A 13,381-nucleotide genomic window follows, 5' to 3' on the forward strand; every position below is an offset into this window, starting at 1 on the left:
GCGCGCCACCCATCAGGTGGCGCGCCTTTTTTTATGCGCCATGCACCGCCCACTGTGGGAGCGAGCTTGCTCGCGATGGCGTCGTGTCAGTCGAAATCAATGTTGAATGTTAAACCGCCATCGCGAGCAAGCTCGCTCCCACAATGGACTTGGTGTGTGCTCCCGGGGTTGTTTTGCTTCTCATTATCATCTAATAATAAATCTCATTACCGAATGAGCCCGGATCATGAGTTCTGCCTTGCACGAGCAGCCTTACCTCGAAAGCTGGCGCTGGATGAGTCGCCAGATCCGTTGCGCGATGGACCCCGACGAGCCTCGCCTGATCGAACATTACCTGGCCGAAGGTCGTTATCTCGCCTGTTGCACGGCAACCTCTCCCTGGACCATCGCCGAAACTTCTTTCCGTCTGTTACTCGACACCGCCGCCGATGTCGCGCTGCCCTGGCACTGGCGGACCTACTGCCTGGATCAAGCCTGGCGCCCATTGCGCGACCTGGAACGCCTCTCTTTATGCAAATGCCGCCTCAAGCGCTGGCAGAGCTACACCTGGCAACTGGCGACCTGCGAGTTGCAGCCCTCGATTCCTCTCATAGAACTGGTGCAAGGATTTACAGATGACCAAGACTCGTATTGAGCGCGACAGCATGGGCGAGCTTCAAGTCCCGGTGGACGCCCTCTACGGCGCACAGACCCAACGTGCGGTGGATAACTTCCCCATCAGCGGCAAACCGATGCCGGTGCAGTTCATCCGCGCACTGATCCTGGCCAAGGCCGCCGCTGCCCGAGCCAACGTCGAGCTCGAACAAATCAGCGAATCCCAGGGCAAAGCCATCGTCGATGCGGCACTGGGTCTGCTCCAAAGCGACTTCATGCAGCATTTTCCGGTGGATATCTTCCAGACCGGTTCCGGCACGAGTTCGAACATGAACGCCAACGAAGTGATCGCCACCCTGGCCAGCCGTCTGCTCGGCGAGCCGGTGAATCCCAACGATCACGTCAATTGCGGCCAAAGCAGCAACGACATCATCCCGACCACCATCCACGTGAGTGCTGCATTGGCGTTGCACGAGCAATTGCTGCCGGCGCTGGTGCGTCTGGTTCAGGTGATTGAGCGCAAGGCTGAAGAGGTCCATCACCACGTCAAAACCGGTCGCACTCACTTGATGGACGCCATGCCGGTGCGCATGAGCCAGGTGCTCAACGGTTGGGCGCAGCAGCTCAAGGCCAACATCGGTCATCTGCAGGATCTGCTGCCGAGTCTGCAATCCCTGGCTCAGGGCGGCACGGCAGTGGGCACCGGCATCAATGCTCATCCGCAATTCGCGACGCGTTTCAGTGAGCAATTGAGCAAGCTGACCCAGGTGCAATTCCAACCGGGTGAGGATCTGTTTGCGCTGATCGGCTCTCAGGACACGGCGGTCAGTGTTTCCGGTCAGCTCAAGGCCACGGCCGTTTCCCTGATGAAAATCGCCAACGACCTGCGCTGGATGAACTCCGGCCCGCTGGCCGGTCTTGGTGAAATCGAGCTCGAAGCCTTGCAGCCGGGTTCTTCGATCATGCCTGGCAAGGTCAACCCGGTGATCCCGGAAGCGACCGCCATGGTCGCCGCTCAGGTCATCGGCAATGACACGGTTATCACCATCGCCGGTCAGTCGGGCAATTTCGAGCTGAATGTGATGCTGCCGATCATCGCCCAGAACCTGCTGAGCAGCATCGAGTTGCTGACCAACTCCAGCCATCTGCTGGGTGAAAAGGCCATCGCCAGCTTCAAGGTCAACGAATCCAGGCTGAAGGAAGCGCTTTCGCGTAACCCGATCCTGGTCACCGCACTCAACCCGATCATTGGTTACCAAAAAGCCGCGGAGATCGCCAAGAAGGCCTATCAACAGGGCCGGCCGGTGATCGATGTCGCTCTGGAACACACCGACCTGACACGCAGCCAGCTTGAGGTCTTGCTGGACCCGGAAAAACTCACCGCAGGCGGCGTGTAATCCCCGCAACCGCTTTGGAGGCTCACCATGGAGCACTGGAAACGCACGATCGAAAGGGCTAATCGCTGTTTCATGCTGGGCGAACTGGTCGATGCCCGCGAGGCTTACTTGCAGGCATTGGCTCTGGCCCAGGTGTTGTTCGAGCGCTGGGCAGATGCCGACGAAGCGGTGGCGGCCTGCGTGATTTCCCACCACAACCTGGCGGATCTGCATTTGCGTCTGAACCAGCCTGAGGAGAGCGCCGAGTACCTGTGCGCCATCCATCAGCGATTGTTGCAGACCATGCAGGACCCACGACTGGCGCCGGCCCTGCGTGAAGCAGCGTTGCGCCAGAGCAGCAAAACCTACGTCGAGCTGCTGAATTTCATCAGCGAACACGGCGAATATCCGCGTACGCATCGATTGCTGCACATCGATGCCGCCTCGCCTGCGCCCCTACATCATGGAGTTCATTGAAATGGCTTTTACCTTGCCTGCCTTGCCCTACGCCTACGATGCCCTGGAACCGCACATCGATGCGCAGACCATGGAAATCCACTACACCAAGCATCACCAGACCTACATCAACAACCTCAACGCGGCGGTCGAAGGCACCGAGTTTGCCGAGTGGCCGGTGGAGAAACTGGTGTCTGCTGTCCAGCAACTGCCGGAGAAGCTGCGCGCGGCGGTGATTAATCAGGGCGGCGGGCATGCCAACCATTCGCTGTTCTGGGAAGTGATGGCGCCCAACGGCGGCGGCAATCCTGAAGGCTCCTTGGCTGAGGCGATCGATGAGCAACTGGGCGGCCTGAGCAGTTTCAAGGAAGCCTTCACCAAAGCCGCGCTGACTCGTTTCGGCAGCGGCTGGGCATGGCTCAGTGTGACGCCGCAAAAGACACTGGTCGTTGAAAGCAGCGGCAATCAGGACAGTCCATTGATGAACGGCAATACGCCAATCCTCGGCCTGGATGTCTGGGAGCACGCTTATTACCTGCAGTACCAGAACCGTCGCCCGGAATACATCAACGCGTTCTACAACGTGATCAATTGGCCTGAAGTCGCTGCGCGCTATCAGGCTGCACTGGTTTAAGACTTCTGCAAAAACAATCCAAGGCTGGCTATGGGCACTGAAACACTGGCGATCGGAAGTGGACGAATGTTTCGTTACGCATTCGGATCGCTGTTACTGCTGGCAGGCATGACGTTATTGGTTGCCCAAGGCTTGGCGTGGCTGGACCTCGAGCCGAAACTGCTGCGCGCGCTGCAAGGCGGGGCGATCTGCGCTTTGGGCACTGCCTTGGGCGCGGTGCCCGTGCTGGTCATTCGACGGATGCCCCAGACGGTCAGCGATACGCTGCTGGGCTTCGGGGCCGGGGTAATGCTCGCGGCGACAGCGTTTTCGTTGATCGTTCCGGGGATCTCTGCCGCTGAAAGCCTGGGGCTGACGCCTTGGGCGGCCAGCGGGCTGATCAGTTTCGGCATCATGCTGGGTGCGTTTGGATTGTTCCTGGTTGATCGCAAGGTGTCAGGTGCGTCGCCGGAAATGCTCGTAGGCACGCTGGAGCGACCGGTCATCCCGCCGCGAATCTGGTTGTTTGTGTTTGCGATCATTGCCCACAACATCCCCGAAGGCATGGCGGTCGGTGTGTCGGCGGGGGGTGGCATGCCCGACGCCAATAGCCTGGCCATGGGCATCGCCTTGCAGGATGTGCCGGAAGGTCTGGTGATCGCGCTGGTTTTGGCCGGGGCAGGGATGTCGCGGGTCAAGGCGTTCCTGATTGGTGCTGCGTCAGGTCTGGTCGAGCCGGTCTTCGCGTTGTTGTGCGCCTGGCTAGTGAGCCTGGCCGAATTGTTGTTGCCCTTGGGGTTGGCACTGGCGGCCGGCGCAATGTTGCTGGTAGTCACCCATGAAGTCATTCCCGAGTCGCGCCGCAATGGTCACGACAAGCTTGCAAGTCTTGGGTTGCTTATCGGGTTTTGCTTGATGATGGTGATGGATACTGCGCTCGCCTAGGCGAGTGCTTAACCGCCTTCGCCGAAGTAGTCCTTGATCAAATCCACCAAAGCCTGCAAGGCTTCGTCAGCCTGCTCACCTTCGGTACTCAGGTGAATTATTGTTCCCTTGCCGGCAGCGAGCATCATCATGGCCATGATGCTTTTTCCGTCTACCATGGACTCGGGAGTACGTCCGACCCGGATTGTGCAATCCTTGAACTCACCGGCGACGCCGACGAACTTCGCAGAAGCGCGGGCATGCAGGCCCAGCTTGTTGATGATTTCAATTTCCAGAGCAGGCATCGCGGTGTGAATCCTTTAGCTGAGGTCGCGGTGGCGGACCTGGACGTTCTTCAGGGTTTTTTGCAGGGCGTGGCCCAGACGCTCGGTCAGGTAGACGGAGCGGTGATGGCCGCCGGTGCAGCCAATGGCAATGGTGACATAAGCGCGGTTGCTGGCGGCAAAGCGGGGCAGCCACTTGAACAAGTAGGTGGAGATGTCCTGGAACATCTCTTCGACGTCCGGCTGTGCCGCCAGGTACTCGGCAACTGGTTGGTCGAGCCCGGATTGATCGCGCAACTCTGGCTTCCAGTAAGGGTTCGGAAGGCAGCGCACGTCGAACACCAGATCAGCGTCCACCGGCATGCCACGCTTGAAGCCGAAAGACTCCACCAAGAACGCCGTACCGGGTTCCGGCTGGTTCAGCAGGCGCAGCTTGATGGTATCTCGCAGCTGATACAGGTTCAGGTTGGTGGTGTTTACTTTGAGATCGGCGAGGTCGGCAATCGGTCCGAGCAGGGCGGTCTCATCGTTGATGGCCTCGGCCAGCGAGCGATTGGCATTGCTCAGCGGGTGACGACGGCGGGTTTCCGAGAAACGTTTGAGCAAAGTTTCTTCGTCGGCGTCCAGATAAAGCACATCACACTGGATATGCCGGCTGCGCACTTCTTCCAGTAGTTCGGGAAACCGCGACAAGTGACTCGGCAAGTTACGCGCATCGATGGATACGGCAACCAGCGGTTGTGCCAGCTCGGTGTGAATCAACGCGCGTTCGGCCAGTTCCGGCAACAGACCGGCGGGCAGGTTGTCGATGCAGTAGTAGCCGTTGTCCTCGAGAACATCGAGTGCGGTACTTTTACCTGAGCCGGAGCGGCCACTGACGATGATCAAGCGCATGATTAATGACCGTTTTGCTCGTCCAGGACAACCTGATACAAGGCTTCATTGCTCGGGGCGCTGCGCAGTTTTTCGCGCACTTCCTTGCGGTCGAGCATGCTGGCGATCTGGCGCAGTAACTCCAGGTGCGCATCGGTAGCGGCTTCCGGGACCAGCAGAACGAACAGCAGGTCAACTGGGGCGCCGTCGATGGCGTCGAAATCGATGGGTGCATCAAGGTGCATCAGGGCACTGATGGGCGAGGTGCAGCCCTTCAAGCGGCAGTGTGGAATGGCGATGCCGTTGCCAAAACCGGTTGAGCCGAGTTTTTCACGGGCAATCAGAGCCTCGAAGACATCTTGCATCTCCAGATCCGGCACTTCTTTGTGGATAAGGTTGGCAATTTGTTCGAGGGCTTTCTTTTTACTGCCGCCCGGCACGTTCACGAGGGAACGGCCGGGGGTCAGGATGCTTTCAAGTCGGATCATGGGTTGGGAGTGTTAACGACCGGTCGCGCCCTGGAGGAGGCTTTGGGTCTTTTCCTTATGCTTTTTGAGTTGTTTATCCAGCTTGTCGGTCAGTGCGTCGATCGCCGCGTACATATCGGTATGCTCCGCGTTTGCGACCACTTCATTGCCGGGAATATGCAGCGTGGCTTCGATTTTCTGCTTGAGCTTTTCGACCGTCATCGTGACCTGCACGTTGGTGATCTTGTCGAAATGCCTCTCTAATCGTTCGAGTTTTTCGCCGATGTAGGTGCGAAGAGGTTCGGTCACTTCCAGTTGGTGTCCACTGATGTTGACTTGCATACAGCTTCTCCTTCGTTGCCAGTGCATAAAGCGGCAGGCAGAAATGCCTGCCACTGGAACGCTGTGGCGTGGCTCTACATCAACCGCTTGCGTTCGCTCGAAGGCGCGATCCCGAGGGATTCGCGGTACTTGGCGACGGTGCGGCGAGCCACCTGAATGCCTTGTGCCTCCAGTAAACCAGCGATCTTGCTGTCACTCAACGGCTTTTTCTGATTTTCCGCGGCAACCAGTTTTTTGATGATCGCGCGGATCGCCGTGGACGAGCATTCACCGCCCTCGGAGGTGCTGACGTGGCTGGAGAAAAAGTATTTCAGTTCATATATGCCCCGGGGGGTATGCATGAATTTCTGCGTGGTCACCCGTGAAATCGTCGACTCGTGCATGCCCACCGCTTCGGCGATGTCATGCAGGACCAGCGGTTTCATGGCTTCGTCGCCGTATTCAAGAAAGCCGCGCTGATGCTCGACGATCTGAGTAGCTACTTTCATCAGGGTTTCGTTGCGGCTTTGCAGGCTCTTGATGAACCAGCGGGCCTCTTGCAACTGATTGCGCATGAAGGTGTTGTCGGCGCTGGTGTCGGCGCGGCGCACGAAACCGGCGTATTGAGCGTTGACCCGCAGTCGTGGCACGGATTCCTGGTTCAGCTCCACCAGCCAGCGCTCGTTGTCCTTGCGTACGATCACGTCGGGAACGACGTATTCGGCTTCGCTGGACTCGATTTGCGAGCCTGGGCGCGGGTTGAGGCTCTGCACCAGTTCAATCACTTGGCGCAGTTCGTCTTCCTTGAGCTTCATGCGACGCATCAGCTGGCTGTAATCGCGGCTGCCGAGCAGGTCGATGTAATCGGTGACCAGGCGTTTGGCCTCGACCAGCCAAGGCGTCTTGGCGGGCAACTGGCGCAATTGCAGCAGCAGGCATTCGCCCAGGTTGCGGGCGCCGATGCCAGCGGGTTCGAATTGCTGGATGCGGTGCAGGACGGCTTCGATTTCGTCCAGTTCGATGTCCAGTTCCGGGTCGAAGGCTTCGAGAATCTCCTCGAGGGTTTCATCCAGGTAGCCCTGATTGTTGATACAGTCGATCAGGGTCACGGCGATCAGGCGATCGGTGTCGGACATCGGGGCCAGGTTCAGTTGCCACAGCAGGTGGCTTTGCAGGCTTTCGCCGGCCGATGTCCGGGTGGTGAAGTCCCACTCGTCGTCATCGTTGCTCGGCAGGCTGCTGGCGCTGGTCTGGTAGACGTCTTCCCACGCGGTATCGACGGGCAGTTCGTTGGGGATGCGCTCGTTCCAGTCGCCTTCCTCGAGGTTATCAACCGTCGGGGCGGTTTCCTGGTAGGAGGGCTCCTGAATGTCAGCGTTGGGTTGCTGTTCGGCTTTGTCGGCCAAGGGGTCGGCGTTATCGAAGTCGTCGCCTTCTTCCTGGCGTTCGAGCATCGGATTGGACTCCAGGGCCTCCTGGATTTCCTGTTGCAGGTCCAGGGTCGACAATTGGAGCAGGCGGATGGCCTGTTGCAGCTGCGGTGTCATCGTCAGCTGCTGGCCCATTCTCAAGACTAGCGATGGTTTCATGGCAGGGGCTTAACACCTTATTCGCCGGCGCACATGCGCCATCCACTACAGGGCGCCGGAGCGCCAAACATAAGCAAATTATATGCCCGAAACTGCAGCGTTTGCCTAGAGCGCTGTAACAATAAAAAAATGTTGATTTTTTATCGAGACAAGCGCCCGAGCAACCAGCCAGACACCTCAGTGCTTACAGGCGGAACTCATGGCCCAGATACACTTCCTTGACCAAGTCGTTGGCCAGGATGGTGGCAGAGTCACCTTCGGCGATCAGCTGGCCATCGTTGACGATGTAGGCGGTTTCGCAGATATCCAGGGTTTCACGGACGTTGTGGTCAGTGATCAGCACGCCAATGCCCTTGGCCTTGAGGTGATAGATGATCTGTTTGATGTCGCCCACCGAAATCGGGTCCACGCCGGCGAACGGTTCGTCGAGCAGGATGAATTTCGGGTTGGTAGCCAGTGCTCGAGCGATTTCCACACGGCGGCGTTCACCACCGGACAGGCTCATCCCGAGGTTGTCGCGGATGTGGCTGATGTGGAATTCCTGCAGCAGGCTTTCCAGCTCTTTGCGACGACCGGCCTTGTCGAGTTCCTTGCGGGTCTCGAGGATCGCCATGATGTTGTCGGCTACCGAGAGTTTGCGGAAGATCGATGCTTCTTGCGGAAGATAGCCGATACCGGCCTTCGCACGACCGTGCATAGGCTGGTGGCTGACATCCAGGTCATCAATCAGTACGCGGCCCTGATCGGCCTGTACCAGGCCAACAATCATGTAGAAACAGGTGGTCTTGCCGGCGCCGTTGGGACCCAGCAGGCCGACGATCTGACCGCTGTCGATCGACAGGCTGACGTCACGCACGACCTGGCGGCTCTTGTAGCTCTTGGCCAGATGCTGAGCTTTCAGAGTTGCCATTACTGGGCCTTTTTCGTGTCGTTTTTCGGCTTCGGCTGGATCACCATATCGATACGCGGACGCGCCTCGGTGACCTTGCTGCCCGTAGCGCGCCCGGCGCTCGCAAGCTTTTTCTCGGTGTCGTAGACGATTTTTTCGCCTTGGGTGACGTTGTTGTCCTTGTCGACAACTTTTGCCTTGTCGATCAGCACGACGCGGTTTTGCGAGGCGTGGTACTGAATAGTCACACCCCAGCCCTGAACAGGCTTAGTGTCGCCAGCCGTCTGCATCTGCTCGAAGTAGGCCAGATTGCCCACCGAAGTCACCACGTCGATGTCGCCGGCCGGGGTACGGGTGATGGTCACAGTATTGCCTTTAACAATCATCGAGCCCTGGGTAATGATCACGTCACCTTTATAGGTGGCAATACCATTCTTGTCGTCCAGTTGGGCATCGTCGGCCTGGATGCGGATAGGCTGCTCTTGATCGTTCGGCAGAGCCCAGGCGCTCACGCTTCCCAGTGCTGCGCTCAGACCGAGCAAAATAGGGAGGGTTTTAACGAGCCTCATACTGTCCTCTTACGTTCGATAGCAGGTGTATCCTGCTTTCTTTCAAATACGCTTTCATTCCCTTGCCAGTCGACACACCACCAGCGCCGTCGATTCTAACGGGTTGCTCGGTCTGCGCATATTGCTGCTGCGGGAACACTGTCATGCGGGTGGTGGTAATCAGGGTCTTGCGGTTTTTCTCGTCGAAGCGCGTGATGCGCACCGAGTCAATCAGTTCGACCTGAGTGCCGTCGGGATTCACTTCGCCGTGCTCGCTCTGGACATGCCACGGAAACTCGGTGCCGCGGAACATGTTCAGGTCGGGATTGGTCAGCAGCGTCACTTCGGTAGCTTTCAGGTGTTCAACCTTGTCGGACGTCATTTCGTATTGCAGTTTGCCGTCCGGCAGGTACTGCACGCTGTGGGCGTTGATCGCGTAATAGTCGATCGCGGTTTCATCGATCTTTGCCACCGGCTGATCGAGGAAGCGTTCCGGGCTGATGTTCCAGTAGCCGACCGCGGCGAATATCGCTGCGATGCAACCGAACACCAGGAATTTGCGAATCTTTTTGCTCAGCATAGTTGGCTCACAGGTACGCGGCGTTTGCCGCATCAAGGCGGCCCTGCGCGCGCAGGATCAATTCGCAGAATTCGCGAGCGGCACCCTCGCCACCGCGGGCCTGGGTGATGCCGTGGGCGTGTTCACGGACGAAACTGGCGGCGTTTGCCACCGCCATGCCCAGGCCGACGCGGCGAATCACCGGCAGGTCCGGCAGGTCGTCGCCGAGATAGGCGACTTGTTCATAGCTTAGGTTGAGTTGGGCAAGAAGCTCGTCGAGCACCACCAGTTTGTCTTCGCGCCCCTGGTACACGTGTGGAATACCGAGGTTCTTCGCTCGTCGCTCGACCACCGGGGTCTTGCGGCCGCTGATGATAGCGGTCTGCACGCCGGCTGCCATCAACATCTTGATGCCTTGGCCGTCGAGGGTGTTGAACGTCTTGAATTCGCTGCCGTCTTCGAGGAAGTACAGGCGTCCGTCAGTCAGTACGCCATCGACGTCAAAAACCGCCAGTTTGATGCTCTTGCCGCGTTGCAGCAGGTCGGTGCTCATCACATTACTCCTGCACGCAGCAGATCGGACAGGTTGAAGGCGCCGATCGGACGGTCCTCCTTGTCCACCACTACCAGCGCGTTGATTCGATGGTCTTCCATGATTTTCAGGGCTTCGGCTGCCAGCATATCGGCCCGGGCGGTCTTGCCGTGGACGGTCATGACCTCGTCGATGGTCGTATGGTGAATGTCGATGGTCCGGTCAAGGGTGCGGCGCAAGTCGCCGTCGGTGAAGATCCCGGCCAGTTTGCCATCGGCCTCCACAATCGCGGTCATGCCCAGGCCCTTGCGGGTCATTTCCATCAAGGCGTCCTTGAGTAGCGTGCCACGTTGCACCTGGGGCAGTTCTGCACCGGCGTGCATGACGGTTTCCACTTTCAGCAGCAGGCGTCGGCCAAGCGCGCCGCCGGGGTGGGAAAAGGCGAAATCTTCAGCGGTAAAACCGCGGGCTTCCAGCAGCGCAACGGCCAGGGCGTCGCCCATGACCAGCGCGGCGGTGGTCGACGAGGTCGGTGCCAGGTTGAGCGGACAGGCTTCGTGCTCGACGTGCACGTTGAGGTTGACCTCGGCAGCCTTCGCCAGCGGTGAATCAGGGTTGCCGGTCATGCTGATCAATTGAATGCCCAGGCGCTTGATCAGCGGCAGCAGGGTGACGATTTCATTGGTGGAGCCGGAGTTCGACAGCGCCAGGATGATGTCGTCGCGGGTGATCATGCCCATGTCGCCGTGGCTGGCTTCGGCCGGGTGCACGAAAAAAGCCGTGGTGCCGGTACTGGCCAGGGTGGCGGCGATCTTGTTGCCGATGTGCCCCGATTTGCCCATGCCGACCACGACCACGCGCCCTTTGCTGGCCAGAATCATCTCGCAAGCGCGTACGAAATCTGCGTCGATACGGGGCAACAAGCCTTGTACGGCTTCCAGTTCGAGGCGGATGGTGCGTTGTGCTGATTGAATCAGGTCGCTGGATTGGCTCATGTCAGAAATCGTATAGCCTGATGAAAAGGCGGCGATTATAACGGTAATGATCGAAACCCTCACGCAAGTTCGTCACGCTTTGTCATTCCTTGTTACCGAATCCCCCTGAATGGAAGCTTTTAGCCTGTCATGTTGCTCAACATGGCCCGGCTTGGGCCTTGGGCGCTTGGCCTTAGCAGTGATATAGTTCGCCGCCAGTTCGGCCTGCCCGGGAGGTATGTGCTTTCGCTAGAAAGTCAGGCGTCCGAGTGAGAGGCTGCATCGCAAGGAGTTTAGATGAGTGCCGATAAAGCCTACGCGGTCGAGCTGAAGGGACTGACCTTCAAGCGCGGAACGCGCAGCATTTTCAATAACGTCGATATACGTATCCCGCGCGGCAAGGTCACCGGCATCATGGGGCCTTCCGGGTGTGGCAAGACTACGCTGTTGCGGCTGATGGGCGCACAGTTGCGGCCCACCAAAGGCGAAGTCTGGGTCAATGGACAGAACCTGCCGAAACTGTCGCGCAGTGATCTGTTCGATGCGCGAAAGCACATGGGCGTGCTGTTTCAGAGTGGTGCGCTGTTCACCGATCTCGATGTGTTCGAGAACGTCGCCTTTCCGCTACGCGTTCATACCGAACTGCCGGAAGAAATGATCCGGGACATTGTCCTGCTCAAATTGCAGGCCGTGGGCTTGCGTGGCGCCATCGACCTGATGCCTGACGAGTTGTCCGGAGGCATGAAGCGTCGTGTCGCTCTGGCCCGGGCGATTGCCCTCGATCCGCAAATCCTCATGTATGACGAGCCCTTTGTCGGCCAGGACCCCATCGCCATGGGTGTGCTGGTGCGTCTGATCCGCCTGCTCAACGATGCGCTGGGCATCACCAGTATCGTGGTCTCCCACGACCTGGCCGAGACCGCGAGCATCGCCGATTACATCTATGTCGTCGGCGAAGGCCAGGTGTTGGGGCAGGGCACTCCCGAGGAGCTGATGAACTCGCAGGAGCCACGCATCCGTCAATTCATGACAGGCGAGCCTGACGGTCCGGTCGCCTATCACTTTCCAGCGACGGATTACCGCGCAGATCTTCTGGGGCAGCGTTGATGCGCAAGATTTCACTAATAGAACGGGTTCGCCGGTTCGGCCACTCTGGCATTGACGTGCTGGGGGTGTTCGGCCGTTCGGCGATATTCCTGTTTCATGCCTTGCTTGGCCGTGGCGGCATTGGCGGCGGTTTTGGCTTGCTGATCAAGCAACTGCATTCGGTGGGCGTAATGTCCCTGGTGATCATCGTGGTCTCCGGGGTATTCATTGGCATGGTGCTGGCGCTGCAAGGCTTCAACATTCTATCCAGCTACGGTTCGGAGCAGGCGGTCGGCCAGATGGTTGCGCTGACGCTGTTGCGTGAACTGGGCCCCGTGGTCACGGCATTGCTGTTCGCCGGGCGCGCCGGTTCGGCATTGACTGCCGAAATCGGCAACATGAAGTCCACCGAGCAGTTGTCCAGTCTGGAAATGATTGGTGTCGACCCGCTCAAGTACATCATTGCCCCGCGCCTGTGGGCCGGCTTCATTTCCCTGCCGGTGCTGGCGATGATCTTCAGCGTGGTGGGAATCTGGGGTGGTTCGTGGGTGGCCGTCGACTGGCTGGGTGTCTATGAAGGTTCCTACTGGTCCAACATGCAGAACAGCGTGACCTTTGCAGACGATGTGCTCAACGGCATCATCAAAAGCATCGTTTTCGCCTTTGTCGTGACCTGGATCGCCGTATTCCAAGGCTATGACTGCGAGCCCACTTCCGAGGGAATCAGTCGTGCCACTACCAAGACCGTGGTGTATGCCTCTTTGGCTGTACTCGGCCTGGACTTTATTCTGACCGCCTTGATGTTTGGAGATTTCTGATGCAAAACCGCACCCTGGAAATCGGTGTCGGCCTTTTCTTGCTGGCTGGCATCCTGGCTTTGCTGTTGCTGGCGTTGCGGGTGAGTGGCCTGTCCCCGAGCGCAACCACCGACACTTATAAACTTTATGCGTATTTCGACAATATCGCCGGTTTGACTGTCAGAGCTAAAGTGACCATGGCCGGTGTGACCATCGGCAAGGTCACGGCGATCGATCTGGACCGCGACAGTTTCACCGGTCGAGTGACCATGCAGCTGGAAAAACGCGTAGATAACCTGCCGACTGACTCCACTGCATCTATCCTGACCGCTGGTCTGTTGGGCGAGAAGTACATCGGTCTCAGCGTGGGCGGCGAAGAAGCCTTGCTCAAGGATGGCTCAACCATCCACGACACGCAGTCGTCGCTGGTGCTCGAGGACCTGATCGGTAAATTTCTGCTCAATACCGTTAGTAAAGACGCCAAATGAGGAGCTTTTGA

General features: G+C 58.5%; 18 protein-coding genes. 8 read left to right on the forward strand and 10 right to left on the reverse strand.

All coding sequences use genetic code 11. The features are described from left to right. Window positions 1-226: 226 nt before the first annotated feature. Genes ACA059_RS04510 through ACA059_RS04530 form a run of 5 tightly spaced genes read left to right on the forward strand, consistent with a single transcriptional unit; the run spans window position 227 to window position 3,984 of the window. Window positions 227-634, forward strand: a complete 408-nt coding sequence (locus ACA059_RS04510; protein ID WP_074873786.1) for a FagA protein — start codon at window positions 227-229, stop codon at window positions 632-634. Continuing rightward, the gene (locus ACA059_RS04515; protein ID WP_497632889.1) at window positions 615-1,991 is read left to right on the forward strand and encodes a class II fumarate hydratase; all 1,377 of its coding nucleotides are present in this window, start codon (window positions 615-617) and stop codon (window positions 1,989-1,991) included. The genes ACA059_RS04510 and ACA059_RS04515 overlap by 20 nt, the downstream gene beginning before the upstream one ends. 27 nt (window positions 1,992-2,018) lie before the next feature. After that, the gene (locus ACA059_RS04520) at window positions 2,019-2,447 is read left to right on the forward strand and encodes a DUF2753 family protein (protein WP_008148865.1); all 429 of its coding nucleotides are present in this window, start codon (window positions 2,019-2,021) and stop codon (window positions 2,445-2,447) included. A 1-nt stretch (window position 2,448) separates the two neighbouring features. Beyond that, window positions 2,449-3,060, forward strand: a complete 612-nt coding sequence (locus tag ACA059_RS04525; RefSeq protein ID WP_415766520.1) for a superoxide dismutase — start codon at window positions 2,449-2,451, stop codon at window positions 3,058-3,060. Between the two features lie 30 nt (window positions 3,061-3,090). Beyond that, window positions 3,091-3,984: a ZIP family metal transporter gene (locus tag ACA059_RS04530; RefSeq protein ID WP_497632890.1), complete on the forward strand. Its 894-nt coding sequence runs from the start codon at window positions 3,091-3,093 to the stop codon at window positions 3,982-3,984. An 8-nt stretch (window positions 3,985-3,992) separates the two neighbouring features. On the opposite strand, the gene ACA059_RS04535 is transcribed toward ACA059_RS04530, so the two are convergent. The 10 genes from ACA059_RS04535 to ACA059_RS04580 form a co-directional block, all read right to left on the reverse strand. Then, complete coding sequence (locus ACA059_RS04535; protein WP_282375086.1) at window positions 3,993-4,268, reverse strand: HPr family phosphocarrier protein; 276 nt, start codon at window positions 4,266-4,268, stop codon at window positions 3,993-3,995. A gap of 15 nt (window positions 4,269-4,283) precedes the next feature. Further along, window positions 4,284-5,141 carry an RNase adapter RapZ gene (rapZ, locus tag ACA059_RS04540; protein WP_497632891.1) on the reverse strand — a complete coding sequence of 286 codons (858 nt, stop codon included), beginning with the start codon at window positions 5,139-5,141 and terminating at the stop codon, window positions 4,284-4,286. 2 nt (window positions 5,142-5,143) lie between these two features. Next, on the reverse strand, window positions 5,144-5,608 hold the full coding sequence (gene ptsN / locus ACA059_RS04545) for a PTS IIA-like nitrogen regulatory protein PtsN (RefSeq protein ID WP_056742951.1): 465 nt from the start codon (window positions 5,606-5,608) through the stop codon (window positions 5,144-5,146). A 12-nt stretch (window positions 5,609-5,620) separates the two neighbouring features. Next, the gene (hpf, locus tag ACA059_RS04550) at window positions 5,621-5,929 is read right to left on the reverse strand and encodes a ribosome hibernation-promoting factor, HPF/YfiA family (protein ID WP_007941242.1); all 309 of its coding nucleotides are present in this window, start codon (window positions 5,927-5,929) and stop codon (window positions 5,621-5,623) included. A gap of 74 nt (window positions 5,930-6,003) precedes the next feature. Continuing rightward, window positions 6,004-7,497 carry an RNA polymerase factor sigma-54 gene (locus tag ACA059_RS04555; protein WP_033053633.1) on the reverse strand — a complete coding sequence of 498 codons (1,494 nt, stop codon included), beginning with the start codon at window positions 7,495-7,497 and terminating at the stop codon, window positions 6,004-6,006. Window positions 7,498-7,681: 184 nt separating this feature from the next. Next, window positions 7,682-8,407, reverse strand: a complete 726-nt coding sequence (lptB, locus tag ACA059_RS04560) for an LPS export ABC transporter ATP-binding protein (RefSeq protein ID WP_027924532.1) — start codon at window positions 8,405-8,407, stop codon at window positions 7,682-7,684. Next, window positions 8,407-8,955 carry a lipopolysaccharide transport periplasmic protein LptA gene (lptA, locus tag ACA059_RS04565; RefSeq protein ID WP_497632892.1) on the reverse strand — a complete coding sequence of 183 codons (549 nt, stop codon included), beginning with the start codon at window positions 8,953-8,955 and terminating at the stop codon, window positions 8,407-8,409. The genes lptB and lptA overlap by 1 nt, the downstream gene beginning before the upstream one ends. Next, complete coding sequence (gene lptC / locus ACA059_RS04570; RefSeq protein WP_150658803.1) at window positions 8,942-9,514, reverse strand: LPS export ABC transporter periplasmic protein LptC; 573 nt, start codon at window positions 9,512-9,514, stop codon at window positions 8,942-8,944. The genes lptA and lptC overlap by 14 nt, the downstream gene beginning before the upstream one ends. A gap of 7 nt (window positions 9,515-9,521) precedes the next feature. Then, entirely contained in the window at window positions 9,522-10,046 is a 525-nt protein-coding gene (locus ACA059_RS04575; protein WP_497632893.1) for a KdsC family phosphatase, read from the reverse strand. Continuing rightward, complete coding sequence (locus ACA059_RS04580) at window positions 10,046-11,020, reverse strand: KpsF/GutQ family sugar-phosphate isomerase (protein WP_008150750.1); 975 nt, start codon at window positions 11,018-11,020, stop codon at window positions 10,046-10,048. The genes ACA059_RS04575 and ACA059_RS04580 overlap by 1 nt, the downstream gene beginning before the upstream one ends. Window positions 11,021-11,296: 276 nt before the next feature. Between ACA059_RS04580 and ACA059_RS04585 the strand changes: the two genes are divergently transcribed. The 3 genes from ACA059_RS04585 to mlaD are packed head-to-tail and all read left to right on the forward strand — an operon-like array spanning window position 11,297 to window position 13,370. Continuing rightward, entirely contained in the window at window positions 11,297-12,106 is an 810-nt protein-coding gene (locus ACA059_RS04585; protein ID WP_008150748.1) for an ATP-binding cassette domain-containing protein, read from the forward strand. After that, window positions 12,106-12,903 carry a lipid asymmetry maintenance ABC transporter permease subunit MlaE gene (gene mlaE, locus ACA059_RS04590; protein WP_008150745.1) on the forward strand — a complete coding sequence of 266 codons (798 nt, stop codon included), beginning with the start codon at window positions 12,106-12,108 and terminating at the stop codon, window positions 12,901-12,903. The genes ACA059_RS04585 and mlaE overlap by 1 nt, the downstream gene beginning before the upstream one ends. Then, window positions 12,903-13,370 (forward strand): outer membrane lipid asymmetry maintenance protein MlaD, encoded by a 468-nt coding sequence (gene mlaD / locus ACA059_RS04595; RefSeq protein WP_123365278.1) that lies wholly within the window; start codon window positions 12,903-12,905, stop codon window positions 13,368-13,370. Before mlaE ends, mlaD begins: the two co-directional genes overlap by 1 nt. Window positions 13,371-13,381: the final 11 nt, after the last annotated feature.

This window comes from Pseudomonas sp. LBUM1647, from assembly GCF_059716175.1.

Coding starts and splice junctions, on each gene's coding strand:
- ACA059_RS04510 (WP_074873786.1), top strand. CDS start 227: ATGAGTTCTGCCTTGCACGAGCAGCCTTACCTCGAAAGCTGGCGCTGG.
- ACA059_RS04515 (WP_497632889.1), top strand. CDS start 615: ATGACCAAGACTCGTATTGAGCGCGACAGCATGGGCGAGCTTCAAGTC.
- ACA059_RS04520 (WP_008148865.1), top strand. CDS start 2,019: ATGGAGCACTGGAAACGCACGATCGAAAGGGCTAATCGCTGTTTCATG.
- ACA059_RS04525 (WP_415766520.1), top strand. CDS start 2,449: ATGGCTTTTACCTTGCCTGCCTTGCCCTACGCCTACGATGCCCTGGAA.
- ACA059_RS04530 (WP_497632890.1), top strand. CDS start 3,091: ATGGGCACTGAAACACTGGCGATCGGAAGTGGACGAATGTTTCGTTAC.
- ACA059_RS04535 (WP_282375086.1), bottom strand. CDS start 4,268: ATGCCTGCTCTGGAAATTGAAATCATCAACAAGCTGGGCCTGCATGCC.
- rapZ (WP_497632891.1), bottom strand. CDS start 5,141: ATGCGCTTGATCATCGTCAGTGGCCGCTCCGGCTCAGGTAAAAGTACC.
- ptsN (WP_056742951.1), bottom strand. CDS start 5,608: ATGATCCGACTTGAAAGCATCCTGACCCCCGGCCGTTCCCTCGTGAAC.
- hpf (WP_007941242.1), bottom strand. CDS start 5,929: ATGCAAGTCAACATCAGTGGACACCAACTGGAAGTGACCGAACCTCTT.
- ACA059_RS04555 (WP_033053633.1), bottom strand. CDS start 7,497: ATGAAACCATCGCTAGTCTTGAGAATGGGCCAGCAGCTGACGATGACA.
- lptB (WP_027924532.1), bottom strand. CDS start 8,407: ATGGCAACTCTGAAAGCTCAGCATCTGGCCAAGAGCTACAAGAGCCGC.
- lptA (WP_497632892.1), bottom strand. CDS start 8,955: ATGAGGCTCGTTAAAACCCTCCCTATTTTGCTCGGTCTGAGCGCAGCA.
- lptC (WP_150658803.1), bottom strand. CDS start 9,514: ATGCTGAGCAAAAAGATTCGCAAATTCCTGGTGTTCGGTTGCATCGCA.
- ACA059_RS04575 (WP_497632893.1), bottom strand. CDS start 10,046: ATGAGCACCGACCTGCTGCAACGCGGCAAGAGCATCAAACTGGCGGTT.
- ACA059_RS04580 (WP_008150750.1), bottom strand. CDS start 11,020: ATGAGCCAATCCAGCGACCTGATTCAATCAGCACAACGCACCATCCGC.
- ACA059_RS04585 (WP_008150748.1), top strand. CDS start 11,297: ATGAGTGCCGATAAAGCCTACGCGGTCGAGCTGAAGGGACTGACCTTC.
- mlaE (WP_008150745.1), top strand. CDS start 12,106: ATGCGCAAGATTTCACTAATAGAACGGGTTCGCCGGTTCGGCCACTCT.
- mlaD (WP_123365278.1), top strand. CDS start 12,903: ATGCAAAACCGCACCCTGGAAATCGGTGTCGGCCTTTTCTTGCTGGCT.